Origin of the sequence: Sphaerisporangium sp. NBC_01403 (assembly GCF_045040145.1) — a bacterium.
GTDB lineage: Bacteria > Actinomycetota > Actinomycetes > Streptosporangiales > Streptosporangiaceae > Sphaerisporangium > Sphaerisporangium viridialbum.
Window position 1 is genome coordinate 3,932,137 of record NZ_CP109534.1, and the last position, 15,709, is coordinate 3,947,845.

General features: G+C 71.2%; 16 protein-coding genes. 9 read left to right on the plus strand and 7 right to left on the minus strand.

Going from position 1 to position 15,709, the window contains the following annotated elements; genetic code table 11:
* Positions 1-110: 110 nt before the first annotated feature.
* Together OG589_RS17895 and OG589_RS17900 are read right to left on the minus strand one after the other, a co-directional pair.
* Positions 111-1,565 (minus strand): MFS transporter, encoded by a 1,455-nt coding sequence (locus OG589_RS17895; RefSeq protein ID WP_405150465.1) that lies wholly within the window; start codon positions 1,563-1,565, stop codon positions 111-113.
* A 24-nt stretch (positions 1,566-1,589) separates the two neighbouring features.
* Entirely contained in the window at positions 1,590-2,039 is a 450-nt protein-coding gene (locus OG589_RS17900) for a hypothetical protein (protein WP_405150467.1), read from the minus strand.
* A 774-nt stretch (positions 2,040-2,813) separates the two neighbouring features.
* On the opposite strand from OG589_RS17900, the gene OG589_RS17905 reads away from it, so the two are divergent.
* The 6 genes from OG589_RS17905 to OG589_RS17930 all read left to right on the plus strand — a co-directional run bounded on the left by OG589_RS17905 (position 2,814) and on the right by OG589_RS17930 (position 6,740).
* Positions 2,814-3,374, plus strand: coding sequence for a hypothetical protein (locus OG589_RS17905; protein ID WP_405150469.1), 561 nt, complete (start codon positions 2,814-2,816; stop codon positions 3,372-3,374).
* 116 nt (positions 3,375-3,490) lie between these two features.
* Positions 3,491-3,808 carry a copper resistance protein CopC gene (locus tag OG589_RS17910; protein WP_405150470.1) on the plus strand — a complete coding sequence of 106 codons (318 nt, stop codon included), beginning with the start codon at positions 3,491-3,493 and terminating at the stop codon, positions 3,806-3,808.
* A complete protein-coding gene (locus OG589_RS17915; RefSeq protein ID WP_405150472.1) occupies positions 3,805-4,365 on the plus strand; it encodes an MFS transporter in 561 nt (186 codons plus the stop codon). The genes OG589_RS17910 and OG589_RS17915 overlap by 4 nt, the downstream gene beginning before the upstream one ends.
* Before the next feature lie 99 nt (positions 4,366-4,464).
* The gene (locus OG589_RS17920; RefSeq protein WP_405150473.1) at positions 4,465-5,121 is read left to right on the plus strand and encodes an ATP-binding cassette domain-containing protein; all 657 of its coding nucleotides are present in this window, start codon (positions 4,465-4,467) and stop codon (positions 5,119-5,121) included.
* On the plus strand, positions 5,118-5,948 hold the full coding sequence (locus tag OG589_RS17925; protein WP_405150475.1) for a metal ABC transporter permease: 831 nt from the start codon (positions 5,118-5,120) through the stop codon (positions 5,946-5,948). The genes OG589_RS17920 and OG589_RS17925 overlap by 4 nt, the downstream gene beginning before the upstream one ends.
* The gene (locus tag OG589_RS17930; protein ID WP_405150477.1) at positions 5,949-6,740 is read left to right on the plus strand and encodes a metal ABC transporter solute-binding protein, Zn/Mn family; all 792 of its coding nucleotides are present in this window, start codon (positions 5,949-5,951) and stop codon (positions 6,738-6,740) included.
* Between the two features lie 142 nt (positions 6,741-6,882).
* On the opposite strand, the gene OG589_RS17935 is transcribed toward OG589_RS17930, so the two are convergent.
* Both OG589_RS17935 and OG589_RS17940 read right to left on the minus strand, forming a co-directional pair.
* Entirely contained in the window at positions 6,883-7,932 is a 1,050-nt protein-coding gene (locus OG589_RS17935) for a hypothetical protein (RefSeq protein ID WP_405150478.1), read from the minus strand.
* Positions 7,929-9,119 (minus strand): MFS transporter, encoded by a 1,191-nt coding sequence (locus tag OG589_RS17940; protein ID WP_405150479.1) that lies wholly within the window; start codon positions 9,117-9,119, stop codon positions 7,929-7,931. Before OG589_RS17940 ends, OG589_RS17935 begins: the two co-directional genes overlap by 4 nt.
* Positions 9,120-9,327: 208 nt before the next feature.
* On the opposite strand from OG589_RS17940, the gene OG589_RS17945 reads away from it, so the two are divergent.
* Positions 9,328-9,906, plus strand: coding sequence for a sigma-70 family RNA polymerase sigma factor (locus tag OG589_RS17945; protein WP_405150481.1), 579 nt, complete (start codon positions 9,328-9,330; stop codon positions 9,904-9,906).
* Positions 9,907-9,942: 36 nt separating this feature from the next.
* Here the strand turns inward: OG589_RS17945 and OG589_RS17950 are convergent, their stop codons facing one another.
* Complete coding sequence (locus tag OG589_RS17950) at positions 9,943-11,571, minus strand: class I adenylate-forming enzyme family protein (protein ID WP_405150482.1); 1,629 nt, start codon at positions 11,569-11,571, stop codon at positions 9,943-9,945.
* Positions 11,568-13,349 carry a CoA transferase gene (locus OG589_RS17955; RefSeq protein ID WP_405150484.1) on the minus strand — a complete coding sequence of 594 codons (1,782 nt, stop codon included), beginning with the start codon at positions 13,347-13,349 and terminating at the stop codon, positions 11,568-11,570. The genes OG589_RS17950 and OG589_RS17955 overlap by 4 nt, the downstream gene beginning before the upstream one ends.
* A gap of 198 nt (positions 13,350-13,547) precedes the next feature.
* Here OG589_RS17955 and OG589_RS17960 point away from each other — a divergent pair, with 198 nt between their 5' ends.
* Both OG589_RS17960 and OG589_RS17965 read left to right on the plus strand, forming a co-directional pair.
* The gene (locus OG589_RS17960) at positions 13,548-14,657 is read left to right on the plus strand and encodes an acyl-CoA dehydrogenase family protein (protein ID WP_405150486.1); all 1,110 of its coding nucleotides are present in this window, start codon (positions 13,548-13,550) and stop codon (positions 14,655-14,657) included.
* Between the two features lie 67 nt (positions 14,658-14,724).
* Positions 14,725-15,030 carry a hypothetical protein gene (locus OG589_RS17965; protein WP_405150487.1) on the plus strand — a complete coding sequence of 102 codons (306 nt, stop codon included), beginning with the start codon at positions 14,725-14,727 and terminating at the stop codon, positions 15,028-15,030.
* A 99-nt stretch (positions 15,031-15,129) separates the two neighbouring features.
* Here OG589_RS17965 and OG589_RS17970 read toward each other — a convergent pair whose 3' ends face one another.
* Positions 15,130-15,456 (minus strand): winged helix-turn-helix transcriptional regulator, encoded by a 327-nt coding sequence (locus tag OG589_RS17970; protein ID WP_405150489.1) that lies wholly within the window; start codon positions 15,454-15,456, stop codon positions 15,130-15,132.
* Between the last annotated feature and the right edge of the window lie 253 nt (positions 15,457-15,709).

Genomic DNA, 15,709 nt, shown 5'->3' on the forward strand with positions numbered 1-15,709 from the left:
AACAGCCATCAGTCTGGGGCATGACTTAGATGGTTGTCAAATTAGACATACGTCTAATCCTGGTCACGTCCGGCACAAGAGGTGGATGCCGCGTCGTACCGTTCAAATGTTCATTGGCTCGCGGGGGCCGGGGGTCGGTCCGCACGACGGCCGGCGGCGGCGCTGACGGCGGACAGGGGTTTCCGAGCTCCGTCGACGCCACCGCACAGCGTCCAGATCACGATGGCCGCCACCCCGAGACCCCAGAACGCCACGATGAGGAGGTAGCTGGGAGTGGGACCGATCTGGCTGGCCAGGCTGGGAAGATAGAGGGTTCCGTACGCGGCGCCCAACCGGCCCACAGCGACACTGGTGCCGATCCCCGCGGCCCGCAGATGCGTGGGAAACAGCTCTGTGAACGTGGGATACGCCGCCGTCCAAGCCCCCGTCGCGAAGGCGTTCGACACCATGAAGGCGAGCAGCACCCAGGTCTTGCTCCCCGACGCGGTGGCCGCCGCGAGCCCGCCCACGCTGGCACCGGCCAGAGCGTAATAGGCTCCGACGGTCCAGCGGCGCCCGATGCGGTCGAACGCCAACGTCATACAGATGCCGCCGATCACCGCGCCGACGTTGCCGAGGATGAAGAAGAACGGGATCTCCGCGTCGGTGTAGTCGACCTGCTTCAGCACGACTATCGACAGCACGGCGAAGATACCGTAGTAGCCGAACGCCTCGGACAGGTCGAGCGTGCAGCCGAGCGCGAGGCGTGCCGGGTAGCGACGGACCAGTTCGACCAGGGCATAACGGAACGGCGGCGCGCGGAGCTCGTGCTCGTCGCTCCCCTCAGGGGCGTGCGGGTCGATTCCCGCTTTCTCTTCCAGACGGCGAAGAACGGCGTCAGCCTCCTGCAGGCGGCCCTGAGCGGCGAGCCAGCGCGGCGACTCAGGAAGACGGCGGCGGAACACCAGAACTATCAAGGCGAGGATCCCGCCGAGCGCGAAGCCGTATCGCCAGGACACCGCGTTGGCCAGCGCGAACGTGTTCAGCATCAGGTAGGCGATCAGCCCGCTGGCGATGGCGCCCACCGGCCAGAAGTTCATCACCGCCGCGGCCGCCCTGCCGCGGACCCGGGCCGGCATGAACTCCATGATGGCCGCATTGATGATCGCGTACTCTGCCCCCACTCCCAGAGCAGTGAGGAATCGAAGTACATAGAGCACGTCCAAGGAGGGGCTCGCCGCCGTGAGGACGGTGAACCCGCAGTACCACAGGAGCGTGGCGACGAAGAGCCGGCGCCTGCCGAACCTGTCGGCGAGCTGACCGCCCGCCATCGCACCGAACAGGATTCCCAGCAGCCATACCCAATAGATTCGCGAGGACTGGTCCGTGGTGGCGTGGAAGTGCTCGCTCAGCGGGTTGATGACGCTGCCCACCAGGTTGACTTCCAGCGAGTCGAACAGCCAGCCGGCACCGAGCGCCATCAAGATGGTCACATGCGTGCCGCTCCAGCGGAGCCGATCCAGCCGCGAACCAATCGAGTCGGTGGTGAGGGCTTCGGGTGTGCTGGTCATCTGCTCCCCTTGCACTGGCCCTGACCGCACGGCGGCGATTCACCGTGCGGTCAGGGCAAGGTCGAATCTGATCTGCTCAGGCGGCGCAGTAACGGGCCGGCGCCAGGAGGCGACTTGATTGCAGTTCTTCCAGGAGCCGTCTCGCCACCGCGATCCTGGCGGCGTCCACGAACGCCTTCGCCATTGGCAGTTCCGGGGGATGGGGCAGCACAGGTTGTTCGCCCACGCCGCGTCGGTCGCGTACTTTATGTAGCCGGGCTCGGCGTTTTCGGCTCGATATCCGAGCTCCTTGAGCTGGGCGTGCGGGAGCGCCTCCACGTCTTCGACCTTGACATGCGCGTGCACCGAGTCGGTGAACCTCAGCGCGTCGGCGTACGGGAACTCAGGGGTGAGGACCGACTGGATCTCGGCTCGTTCCACTTCGCTGATGAGACCGAGTGCTCCCGCTTCGGCCAGAACGTTGTCGACGGCTGCGCGATCGAACTCCATCACGATCTCCTAATAAGATGACGGCGACATTTGATGACCGTGAGAGAGCCCTCACGGCCTATTCTGGAGTCATTGACATTCGACTCGACATAAGATCAACAAGCCGGTGGGCGATCACATGTGCCCGGCTGCTGTCGCACGCTTTTCACTCTCATATTCCCGGCGGTCTCACGAAAGTAGGTAGCCAAGGCAGCAACTTGCCTCGGCAACTTGCTGCCAGAGACCGGCGTGTCATATCACCGGCAGCCCTTCGCCCTCGCTGTGGACGAGGACGGCCACTGCCGCAGGTCATCAGTGGCCGCCCTCGTCCACCCCACCGCCCGGCCGAGTCATCGCCGGTCCCAGGAATTGCCACTTTGATGGAACGAATCTGCGAGGTCGATTGAAATCGACTTTGAGGGAAGATGTTCTGAATGGCCGACTGGAATCGCCACGACCCAAAGAATGTCGATCACAATCTGAGGGTGGCCCCGATGCCGAGCGGCTTCCCGGTGACAACAATGGTCAGCATCGCGCTGTACATGAGATCGGCCGCCTCGACCCGGCCGGCGAAACTTGGCGAAGCAGGGTATTCACCTCGCCCTCGTACCGGTCGCGGCCCTTGGCGCGCTCGCCAAGCTTGCGTGACAGATGGCCGGCGACCAGCGGGATGCCAAGGAAGATCAGCACGCTGCGTCCGAGAGCACGAGGTCAGACCCGTCCGTCCGAAGACGGCGGGAGCAACGTCCTTGATCGGGCTTCTCGCAGGGCCCTCCGGCTGACAGTATGTCGGGTGTGTCCGCCAAGGAGCCGGCCCTGCGCCTGGCACGAGCCGCCATCTTCGCGATGGTGTGCCTCGTCGTCTCGGCGGCCGGCCACGGCTTCGCGGGCGGTGGGCAGGTGGGGCCGACGGCGTTCGCTGTAGGGGCCTTGGGCGCCTTCGTCCTGGCCTTCGCGCTCAACGGACGCGAGCGGGCGGCGGAGGTCGTCCTCGCGACGACGACCGTGGCGCAGCTCCTGCTGCACGAGTTGTTCGCCCGGAGCGCGCCGGGCATGGTCGCGCAGCTGGGGCAGCATCATGGTCACCTCACCTTCGGCATGACTCTTGTCCACCTCGTGGTCGCGATGCTGACCGGGTGGTGGATGTACCGCGGTGAGAGCGCGGTGTGGCTCATGCTGCGGCTGTACGCCATGGCCCCGCTCCCGGTGCTGCGCCGGCTGTTCGCCGTCGTGACCGGAACCTTCACGCCGGTACGCCAGGCTGTGCCGGCGCCCGAGCCCGTGCCGCACGTCGTCTGGGAAATCGCGGCGGCGATTCACCGGCGTGGCCCGCCCGCGCCGACCGTCGCCGGCTGAGGGTTCCTCGGAATCCGAAGGCCGGCATACCCGGTGACAAGGCGCTCCACATTGCCGTGGAAGCGTCGTTCCGGTCCTGCCCGGCGACGGTCCGGGGTTTCCCAACGGAGTCCGCGTTGGCTTCTTCGCCACGGTTCATTCTCAACACCTTTGTGGCGGCGCTCGGCTGTGGATTGTTCCGCACGCTCGCCGGTCCCGCCGCGTTCGCCCATGACAGTCGCAAAAGCAGCTCGCCCGCTGCGAATGCCCATGTCTCCGGCCTGGAAGAGATCCGGCTGGAATACAGCGCACGGGTCGGTTTCCCCGTAGCCGTCCCGCACGACGGGCCGGGCAGGGCCATCGGGGTGGGCAAGCCCCGCCTCGACGGTCCGAAGGTCATGGCCGATGTCTCCGAGCCGCTGACGGCGGGTGGCTACACGATCGCCTGGACATGATGGCCGCCGGGCTGACGTTCCGCCTTGCCCGCGCCGCGGCCTTCGCCGTGGTGTGCCTGGTGCTGGGCGTCGTCGCGCACGTAGCCGGCGGGGGTACGGTCTCCGGCCGCGCCGCGGTCTTCGGGCTGGTGGTGGCTTCGCTGGTTGTGCTGCCCGCTACGGGCCGCGAGCGCGGGATGAGCGTGATCCTTCCGCTGCTGGCGGGTGTGCAGGTGGCGCTGCATCTGCTCTTCTCCACCGCGCCCGTCCTCGAGCCGCTGGTCGAGGTGGGCGGTCACGTGCATACGGGGCTGGTCCCCGGTGTCGGCATGCTGGTGACGCACGGGTGGGCTGTAGGGCTGACAGCGCTGTGGCTGTCACGCGGTGAGGCCGCCCTGTGGGCGGTGCTGCGCCGCCTCGCCGTTCGTCTTCGCCTGCTGGTGATCTTCGTCAGTGGCAGGTACGGCTCGCCTCGTACCGGTCACGCCGGTTCGTCCGCTCCCGCGATCCTCCGGCCGGCGCTCCTGCGGCATGCGGTGAGCGGTCGCGCTCCCCCACCCGCGCCCGTTTCCGCCTGACCTTTCACGGCAGGCCGTTTCCTTCATCCCGCTCTACCGGACGGAGTACCTCCGCCCGGCTGCCGTCGTACGCCCATCCCCCAGGCCGGGAGTATCACCATGCCCGAACCAGCCCCCCCGTCACGCGCCGCGGCGCTACGGCTGTCGGAGGTGACCTGCCGGCACGGCAGGCTCCTCGCGGTCGACAGGGTGGATCTCGATCTGTCGCCCGGCGAGCACCTGGCCGTCACCGGCACCAACGGCTCGGGCAAGAGCACGCTGCTGCGTGCCATCCTCGGCCTGCACCGCGACACCAGCGGCCTGATCGAGGTCGCGGGCACCCGGGCCCGCGGCACCGCCGACTGGACCCGGCGCCGCTCGGAGGTGGCCTGGATCCCCCAGCGGCAGGCGGCCGGACGCTTCCCGCTGCTGGTAGGCGAACTGCTGGCCAGCAGCGGCCACACCGCGCAGGCTGTGCGGGCCGCTGGAGATCTCGGCATCGGCGGCCTCCTGGACCGCCCGCTGGACACCCTTTCGGGGGGCCAGCTCCAACGGGCCTACCTCGCAAGGGCCCTTGGCCAGGTGGCGGCGGGGTCGGGGCTGGTGCTGGCCGACGAGCCGACGGCGGCGCTGGACTTCGCCGGGCAGGAGCAGGTCGCGGCCGTACTGGCCGGACTGCCCGTGAGCGTGGTGGTGGTCACCCACGACCGGGTGGTCGCCGAGGCCTGCGGGCGGGTGGCCGAGATGGCCGCCGGGCGGCTGCGGGAGGTCCGGTGAACTCGATCGGCGCGCTCATGGAGCTGCCTTCGGTGCGGCTCGCCGTTCTGGCGCTGCTCCTCGGAGCGGTGGCGCTCCCGATCGTCGGGGTGTTCATCGTGGGGCTGGACATCATGCCGGTCCGCTTCGCGATGATGCACGTCGCGTTGCTGGGCATCGCGATCGGCCTGCTGACCGGCCTGGACCCGCTGTTGTGCGCGCTGGTCCTGTGCGCGCTGACCGGAGGCGCGCTCACCCCGATGGCCCGCAGCAGCGCGGGCCTGTCCGGTGCGATGGGGCTGCTCATGACGCTGGCCATCGCCGCCGCGCTGCTGGTGCTGTCGATCTCGGGGGTGAACGCCAACGGGGCGTTCGAGCTGCTGTGGGGATCGATCCTGGCCACCCGCACCCAGGATGTGGTCTCCCTGGCCGTGCTGGCGGTGATCGTCCCGCTGCTGTACGGCCTGCGCCGTCGTGATCTGGCGCTGCTGTTGCACGACCGCGAGCTCGCGCTGTGCTCGGGCGTCGCGGTGGAGCGGCTGACCCTGATCCTGCTGATGGTGATCGCCGTGGCGATCGCCTCGGCGATCAGGCTCACCGGTGCCCTGCTGGTGGACGCGCTCACCTTGCTGCCCGCGCTGGCGGCACGCCGGGCCGGCCGGTCGCTGTCTGCCATGGTCCGTTGGGCGGTGATCTTCGGGCTCCTGTTCAACGTGGGCGGCTTCTTCCTCGCCCTGCTCTTCGATCTTCCGCCGGGTCCGACGCTCGTGCTCGTCGGAGGGGTCTGCACCCTCCTCCTCCATGCCATCCCCTCCTCCTCGTTCCACTCCAGAAAGGGTTTTCACTAGATGAACGCGCTCAACCGCCGCCTGCGCATGGCCGCCGTCACTGTCCTGGCCGCCCTGGCCGTGACCGCCTGTGGAAGCACGCAGAACGCCACCTCCTCGGGCCCCGCGTCGACGGCCAAGGGCCCGAAGGTGGTCGCCGCCTCCAGCTGGGAGGCCGGATTCGCCAAGGCCGCGGGCGCCACCGACATCACGGTGATCGTGCCGCCGGGAGTGCGGCACGCGCCCGACTACGATCCCAAGCCGTCCGACCTGGCCAAGGTGGCCGAGGCGGACATCGTCCTCTACGCCGCTTTCGAGGGGTTCGCCGGCAAGATCAAAGAGGCTGCAGGGTCAACGGCCAAGCTGATCGAGGTGTCCCTGGACAACGCCCCTGACAAGGTCAAGGCCGAGGTGCTGAGGCTGGGCGGCGAGTTCGGCACCGCCGGCGCGGCCAAGGCGTGGACCGCGAGCTTCGACACCGAGTACGCCTCACTCAAGCAGAAGGTCACCGGCGCGGCCAAGGGCGCCCGGCCGGTGATCGTGGCACAGGCGTTCGTGGCCTGGGCGGCCGACCTCGCAGGCGTCCAGCCCGCCGGCGTGTACGGCCCCCAGCCGCCCACCGCGGGCCAGATCTCCGAGCTGGCCGCCAAGAAGCCACAGCTGATCCTGGACAACTCGGCGATGCCCGGTGGCGACGCGCTGTCCAACGTGAACGCCAAGCGCGTAGTGATCAACAACTTCCCCGGCCAGGCATTCGACCTGAAGGCGGTGTACACGGCCAACGCCGACGCCATCGTCACCGCCCTGGGCTGACCACTCGCGGGGCGGTCTTCGGGCCGCCCCTCTGTCGGAGGATCTCAATGGACTTTCCCGTACTGATCGTCGGCGGTGGGCCTGTCGGCCTGTGCGCGTCGATCGCGCCGTCACGTTTCGGCGTGGCCTCTGGTCGAGCGTCTCAGCAGGCGAAGGGAGCGATGGCCCCGGTGAGTATCGCAAGGCCCACCGCCAGGAAGAAATCACCCCACACCAGCTCGTGGCGAGTGGCGACTCCATGGTCCAGGTCATAGCAGCCGTCGAGCAGCCGGCCGTCTCGCAGATGCGCAGCCACGAGTTCGCCGAGCACATCGGCGGCTCGGTCGCGCAGGGCTCCGGACGTCCGCCGTCCGGCGAGCGCGGACAGCTTCAGCGCCGCGACCGCCTCGATCGCGGCGGCGGAGGTGTCCGGCGGACCACCAGGTCTGAGCGCCGACGCGGGAGGGATCGCAGGCGAGCCGGGAGCGAGCCTCTCCTCGAGAGCCGGGTGATCGGTGGGCCGGAAGGGCGGTCCGCCTGCCCGTGGCGCCTGGCCGGCGTGGGCGGAGTCGGCGATCGCGAGCGCCAGCCAGGCCACCGTACGACTCCAGCCCATCGGCGGTTCGGGATGGGGCACCCAGGTTCCGTCGGGCAGGGCCGCCCACGCCGGGTGCGGCTCACCGCCCCCGGCGCTCAGCTTCAGCTGCAGGTCCAGCTGGGCCTGGGCCGCGTTCCTGCCGTACGGGCCGGCGTAGGCGAGCAGCCGTACCAGGCCGGGAAGGGCGTCGACCCTGGCCAGCTCGCGGGGGCCTCCGAACGCGGCGCCCCAGGGCACCAGGCCGAGACGGGGATCGTAGGCGTCCAGGCATGCGCGCGCCGCGCGGTCGCGAAGGGTGGCCGCGCCGGCGCCGCACTCGGCCAGGGCCGTGCCGTACCAGAAGATCAGCCCCCGGGTCGCGGTGTCGGCGCCGACCCACGGAGCGAGGGACATGGTGCGGATGCGCGCCGCGGCCCGATCGGCGAGTTCCCCGCTCAGGATCGCCCGCAGCCAGAGCAGGCCGGCCCAGAAACCACCGGTCCATGAGCCGCGCGCGGTGGTCGTCCAGCGACCGGAGAGGGGGTCCGCGTGCAGCGGCCACCGCTCGCCCACCATGGACTCCGTCTCCGCCGCCCGGCTCAGGACCTCGCCCAGGGCCCGCTCCGCCCAGCTCACCCGCGTGTCCTCGTCCGGAACCTGAGCGACGTCGCCACCGAGGCGGCGACGGCGAACTCGGCGGCGACCAGCAGCCAGCCGGGCCCGTAGCCCGCGGCGTCGACCAGGAACCCGAACAATGGAGGGCCGACGGCGAAACCGGCGAAGAACCCGGACGAGACGAGCGCGGAGTCGCGTCCGGCGGTGCGCGGGTCGGCCCGTTTGATCACGGTGACCATCGTGACGGCGTTGGCCGCGACGGCGAAGGCCCCGACGGCCGCCGCTGCCGCCCAGATCAGGATCGGCGCCCAGAAGGCGGCCCCGAACAGCAGGGCCGCTCCGCACGCCCCCGCCGCGAGCGGCGCGAGAAGCGCCTCCGCCTGCCCGAGCCGGCCCGCCCGCCGAGACCAGCCGACCCGGCCGGCCACCCCGGTGAGTCCCAGAACGGCCACCAGCCACGCCGCCACGACCGGGCTCAACCCCAGGCTTTGGGTGCCGAAGAGCGCCAGGTAGGTGTTGACGGCGGCGATCCCGCAGCCGAGCAGGAAGGAGAAGAGCGCCAGCCGTCCCACCCGGGCCCGCGGCAGGCCGGCCGGCGGCCCGCCGTCAGCGGTGAGGGGGTCGGACGGCAGCGCACGGGCGGCCCAGGCGGCGATGAGCAGGGCGATCACCGCCGCTGTCCATACCGCGCCACGCCACCCGGTCCATACGGCGAGCGTCGCCAGGGGAAGACCGGCCGCGAAGGCACCGAGTTGGACGCCCGACTGCTTCCAGCCGGTGACCGCGCCCCGGCGTGCCGGTTCGACCACGGCCAGGATGACCTTGTTGGTGGCGGGGTTGGCCAGCGCCTGCGGGAGGCCGCCGAGCGCCACCGCCGCCAGCAGCATCGGCGCGCCCGAGGCGGAACCGATCAGCGCCAGGGCCGTCGCGGCGAGCAGCAGCAGGGTGACCAGGCAGCGGCGGGCGCCCAGCCGATCCACCCACCGGCCGGCGCTCAGCGACAGGAGCGCGGCGACACCGAATCCGGCGGTCGTGGTCAGGCCGAGCACGGACCGGGAGATGCCCGCCTCCTCGACCAGGCGGGGGCCGAGAGCTCCGATCAGGAAGAGCTGCGCCATCGAGACGCCCATGACGGCGACGAGCAGCACCGTGACCCCTTGTCGCCGGGTCGTCCCGCTCGCCGGGCCCCCTGGCCGATCCAGCCGCATCGCCGTCTCCTTCCGTCCGCGGGGTCCATGCGACGACCGCGAACCAGACAGTCGCTCGCGAGCCTGGCCGGGTTCCCACCGGAGCCGGTGGAGTGCGGCGGCCTGTGCCTGTGGCCCGCGCCACGATCCATGCCCTCTCCCGCCGAAGACCGTGCGGCACCTCAGACCGCGCACCCGTTCTGTCCTGCGACCGCAAGGAACGATCACCATGAGTTCTGTCATCAGCGACCCCCGGACGACCGACGACCAGTGGCTGACGGTGCTCGCCCTGGCCGCACGCGATGGAGCGCCCGCGGACGTCGAGGCCTTCACCCGTGCGGTGTACACGGACGTGCGGCGGTTCGTCGCCTATCTGAGCGATCAGCAGTCCGCGGAGGACCTCACCCAGGAGACGTTCGTACGGGTCCTCGGCAGCCTGCCGAGGTTCGCCGGTCGGTCCTCGGCCCGCACGTGGCTGCTGTCCATCGCCCGCCGGGTCGTCGTCGACCGGTTCCGCGCGGCGGCCGCACGCCCGGTCATCGCCGAACTGGCCGACTGGCAGGCCGCTGCCGAACGATGCCAGCCGCGCGGCCTGCCGGGCTCGGAGGATGGGGTCGCCCTGGCCGAGTTGCTGGCCAGGGTGCCGCGTGAACGACGTAGGGCCTTCGTGCTCACCCAGCTGGTGGGCCTGCCGTATGCCGAGGCGGCCGAGCTGATCGGATGCCCGGTGGGCACGGTGCGCTCTCGCGTGGCGCGGGCTCGTGACCAGCTCAGGGCGTCGGTACTCGAGGCCGAACGGGTCGCCTGAGCAGGGGGGCCGGAGGTCGTCTCCGGCCCCCGGGTCTCAGGCCGATGCCGAACGTGGTCGCAGCAGCAGGTCACGCAGGGCGTCGCGGTCCGGCTTGCCCGCCGGGGTGAGGGGCAGCGCCTCCAGCAGCAGCAGGTGTTCCGGATGCTTGGCCCGGTCCACCCCTTGCCCGAACAGGTGGGAGCAGAGGTCCGCCAGTTCGAGCGCCCGGCCGGGACGTGGCACGACACAGGCCGCCAGCCGCTCGCCCATCACCTGGTCGGGTACGCCCAGGCAGACCACCTCCCGAACGCCGGGATGGGTGGCCAGCCCGTGCTCGACCTCGGCCAGGCTGATGTTGACGCCGCCGCGGATGACGACCTGCTTGAGCCTGCCCACCAGGCGCAGCCTCCCGTTCTCATCGATCACGCCAAGGTCGCCGGTACGCACCCAGCCCTCGGCGGTGCGGTAGCGCTGGTTCAGTTCCGGTGCTCCGACGTAACACATCGGGGTCATCGGGCCGCGAGCGATGATCTCCCCGAACTCCTCCTCGCCGGCCGTCGGGGCGATACGGATCTCCGCCACCCGGGGATCCGGCATACCCACCACGACACCGGGCCCTGGATCGCTCGCCGGTCTCTGCCCGAGACCGCTGTGGCAGTTCACCCCGTCAGCCGACCCGTACAGGTTGACCACCGGACAGCCGAACACCTGGCCCGCCTCGGCGGCCGTGGCGGCGTCCAGCTCGGCGCCGCCGAGCACCAGCGCGGTCATCGGCGGCATGGGGCCGCCTCCCGGCTGGTCGAGCATCATGCGGATCATGGTGGGCACGGCCAGCACATGTGTGGGCCTGTGCTCACGGATCGCGGCGAGCGCGGCCTCGGGAGCGAAGCGGTCGAGCAGCACCAGGCAGCCGCCATGCCTGGCCAGGGTGACGGCGGTGCCGTTGCTGCCGAAGGCCGAGGCCAAGGGGACCAGGAACAGGCAGCGAGGCGGACCGTCGCCGGTGATCAGCGTGGCCATGAAGTTGCCACGGCCGCCCGCGAGCGCGTTGTGGGAGTAGGCGACCATCTTGGGTTCGGTCTCCGACCCCGAGGAGACCAGGATGCGGGCGGCGCTGTCGGGATCCGCTCTGACCGGGACGAACGCGCGGCCGTCCGCGGCGAGCACGTCGTCCCACGGCACGCTGCCGGCCGGAAACTCCGCCGGGCCGGCGGCGATCACCACCCGCAGCCCCGGCAACTGGTCCGCGGCAGCCACCAGGTCTGCGGCGTGCGCCGTCCCCCGGTGGTCGACGGCCGCGATGACGGCCCGGGCGCCGGAGCGGCCCAGCAGCGAAATCGCCTCGGTCACGCCCCTGCCCACGGGGAACGGCAGCGCCACCGCGCCGAGGGCCGCCAGGGCCAGGTCGGCGATGACCGCGTCGCGGCCGTTGGGCAACTGGACGCCGACGACATCGCCCTCGCACACGCCGAGCCGCCGGAGCCCCGCCGCCGCGGCGCGAGCCAGCAGGTCGAGGTCGGCGTAGGTCAGCGCACCGGCGGCGTCCAAGACGGCGACCCGGCCGGGGTTGGTGAGGCGGTGCGAGCGGAACAGCGCGTACAGGTCGAGGTCGGGGCAGGTGCCGTCGGCCGCCCACTCACGGCGGAGCGCGGCGGGTACCAGATCGTCCAGGCGGGGGGTCATCTGAACCTCCAGGGGGCAGGTACGGCCAAGGCTCCGTGCTCGTCACGGGTGAGTGCGGCGGCGAAGCGGGGATCGACGGGCAGGGCGTCGAGGGCGGTCGTCACGGCGGTGGCCCGCAGTCCGTCTCGGCGGAGCGCGGCGAGGGCCGCGGCCGTGGTCATGCCACTCAGCTGAGCGGCATGGGTCACGGGGCTGTCGTCGGCGACGGCCACCCAGCCGTCCGCTGTGGGCAACGGGCGCCGGAAGCCCTTCGGGGCGCGAGGGTCCGCGCCGGCGGCGGCTCTGCGCAGAGCGGGCTCGGTGAGCGACTCGGCCGCGCCCAGTAGCGAGGAGTCCACCCGCACGCCATGCCCTTCGCGCTCGCGCAGCAGCAGCCCGGCGAGCACCGCCTCGGCCCCGAGCAGGCCGCCGAGGACGTCCAGCAAGGTCATCAGCGACGGTACCGGGGGCTCGCCCGCGGGACGTACCGCCTCCCCGACACCGGTACGGGCCTGGACCATGAAGTCGGTGCCCAACGGGGCGCCGGGCAGCCGGCCGGCCCAGCCGCTGGTGTAGGCGTAGACCAGGCCAGGGCTGACCGGCGACAGGTCCCGGTCATCCAGGCCAAGACGCTCGGCCGTGCCCGGAGCCCAGTTGTGCACGAACACGTCGGCGTCGGCGACCAGGTCCCGCAACTCGTCGCGTCCCGCGGCGGATTTGATGTCGATCTCCACCGCGCGCTTGCCCCGGTTGAGCGCCAGCCAGCGGGCGGACAGGTCTCCACAGGTGGGCGGCATGCCCCGTAGCGGATCGCCGCCGGGGGGCTCGACGCGGATCACGTCCGCTCCGAGCAGGCCAAGGATGTAGGCGGTCAGCGGCGCCTGGATCCGTCGCCCGGCTTCCAGGACCGTGAACCCGGCCAGCGGGCGGGCGGCCTCGGCCGGTCCGGGCCGGGCCGAATCGAGAGAACGCGCCTGGCGGGGCGTCAGCTCCCAGGGCGCCTGTGCACGTGGCTCTCCCAGGCGGTCGGCGAGGGAACGCAGAGCACAGAGCGAGGCGCCGGAGTCCTCCGCCGCCCGCCGTACGGCGGGCCAGCCGGCGGCTTGGGCCCGTACGTGCAGCTCTCCGGGCAGCGGGGAGCACGCGGTGGCGTACCGGAACTGGAAGGATCGCCACGCGGACGCCGCGACCCGGTCCGGCACGCCGAGCGACCGCCAGAAGGCCACCCACACGCCAGGGTCAAGCGTCTCCACCTCGAAGCACACGCCGTCGGCCGTGGTGAACGGCGGGCCGCCGGGAGCGAACGGCACCGCCTCGTCCTCCTGCGCGGTCGCGGCGGCGAGGTACTGCCCGACCGCCAGCAGTCCGGCCAGGTCGACGCCCGTCAGGACGGTCTCGACCGCCGCGCCGCGAGCACGTCCGATCAGCCCCGCCAGCAGTCCCTGAACGGTCAGGACCGCGCAGGCCGTGGCCAGGTAGTCGACGGCCAGGCCCTGCGGATCACCGCCGCGACGGCCGTGAACATGGGCGACCCCGGTGGCGGCCTGGGCGGTGGCCTCGTCGCTCACCTCCTCCGGCGAGGCGACCCGGGCCCAGGCGACTTCGGCGGTCAGGGGACGCCCGCCCTCCGGTGTGAGCGCCACGATCCCGGGACCGCCGGACGTCGTGGTTCCGAGGTCGGCGGCGCCCAGGAGCGTGAGGTGGCGGGCCGCGACGGCGGTGAGGGCGGTTGGCCCGGCCGTCCGCAACCCGATGGTGTCGAGCGGGCGTACCGCCCGGACCGTGACGGGGTGTGCCATGGCTCTCCTCTCCCGCGGCGGTGACCGCGAGTCGTGCCCAACGCGAATGGGAACTCGGCCGCGTGGTCGCACGACCTGTTCCACAGCAGGGGAGTCGGACGGAAATTTCATTCAGTTCCCGGCATGTCTGGAGTTGGAATGTCACAGCAGGTCGATGGCGAGCGATCCGCATGGGGCGCGCCCCCCTGCCCAGCCCATGTGGCCGAGTTGCGGGACCGGGTCGCCGGATTCGTCAGCGAGCGGGTGATGCCGCATGAAGCCGCGCTCGACGCGGGCGGCGCGACCGCGCGGGCGCTCGTCGAACGGCTCAGGCACCAGGCCCGCGCCGAGAGACTCTGGGGTCTTGCGCTCCCGGCCGAACTGGGCGGCGCGGGCCTGTCGCTCACCGAGTACGCGCACATCGCGGAGGCCGAAGGCGCGAGCGACCACGCTCCCGCCATCCTGGGGTCCACCGTGCTGCTGGACGTGAAGACCCTCGCCGGACGGGACGCCCACCTGCGCGAGGTCACGGCCGGGCGGATGACCATGTGCAACGCGATCACCGAACCGGAGACGCCGGGGTCCGACCCCGCTCTGACCGCCACCCGGGCGGCGCGCGAACCCGACGGGTCCTGGACGATCCACGGCCGCAAATGGTTCGTCAGCGGCGCCGGCACCGCCGACCTGGCCGCCGTACTCGCCCGCACCTCGGGCGCACCGCCCGACAAGGCCGGCCTCTCCCTGCTGCTCGTCCCCACCTCGACACCCGGATTCCGGGTGGTGCGCGAGCTGACGGTCCTCGGCGCCGGCGGCCAGTGGGAGATCTCCCTGGAAGGGGTCACGGTCCCGTCCGACCACCTCATCGGCGAGGAAGGCGGAGGACTACGCCTGGTCGCGGAGCGGGTACGACTCGGCCGCCTGCTGCGCTGCCTGCGCTGGCTGGGTCAGGCCGAGCGTGCCTTCACCCTGATGCGAGAGCGAGCCCGCGAGCGCTCGACGTCCGCCGGGCGGCTGGCCGACCTGCAACTCGTCCAAGGTCTCGTCTTCGACGCACTGCTGGCGATCAGGACCACCCGGCCGCTGGTCTTCGAGGCCGTCGCCCTGGCCGAGGCCGGGCTGGACGCCCGAGTCGAGACGGGCCTGGCGAAAGTGGCCGCGGCACGCATGTTGCAGCAGGTCACCGATGCGGCAATCCAGATCCACGGCGCCGCGGGCCTCGGCCCCGACACCGCGCTTCCGGCACTGTTCCGCGTCGGCCGGATGGCTCGCCTCCTCGACGGACCCGACGAACTGCACATCACCACCGTGGCCCGCCGGGTGCTCCGGTGAGAAGGCGTGGTAGGAGGCGGCCCGGCGGGCGCATGGGGACGCGACCGGCACCCGCGCCCTGATCGAGGTGCTGTTGCTGCACCGGCACATGACCCATGAGCAGGTCGTCGCCGGAATCGCCGCCGCACTGCGGGCCGGGGCGCTTACCTCCGACGCGGTGGCCTTGGAGGCGCGCCGGGCAGCCGAAACCCGGCCACCAGCCGGTCACCATGACCTGCCTTCCGCCGATGAGGGCAGGCACTCCCCGGTGATCTCGCTGACCCATCGGCGTCTGGCCGCGCTGCCTGCCGATAACCGGCCGCTGCCTTCGATGGCCGCCTACGACCAGCTGTTGCGCCACCTCCGGCCGCCGGCCGAGGGCTCCGCCACCTAAGGAGTCCAGCCATGCCTGGTCGCTGGCTGCCCGGTGCCGATCCCGGCGGTGTCTTGCGGATCGGGAGAGCCGATCCGGGTGGGCACGGCGGGGTGTCGCCTACGACGCGGCGCGGTCGTAGGCGGTGCGTGCGTCGGCGATTGCGGCACGGTGCCGCTCCGCCCATGAGGTGAGCGACGTCAGGGTTTCGTAGAGTTCCAGGGCGATCTCGGTGGCGGTGTACTCGACCTTGGGCGGCACCGTCGGATAGACGGTCCTGACGAGGAGGCCGTCGCGCTCCAGATTGCGCAGGGTGAGCGTCAGCATGCGTCGGCTGATGCCTTTGACCGCCCGCTCCAGCTCCGTGAAGCGCACCGGACCGTGGGCGGCCGCAAGCAAGATCCCGATAGCCCACTTGCCGCTGACCCGTTCCAGGACCTGCAGCATTGTACAGGCCGTCGAGTCGTGGACCTGCGCTGATACATCGGTGTTCCCCTGGACCATGAATGTGCCTTCTTCCGCTAGGCCTCCATGGTCACAAATGATGACCCCGGTAACAAGTCATCACTTAGGAAGGAAAAGTGACTCATGGGGGACACCGCCCTCCGTACCGGCCGTACGCGCTGGCCGGCGCTGTACGTGCTCTGCGCGGGGACACTGATGATCGTCCTCGACGGGAGCGTCGTCACCGTGGCGCTGC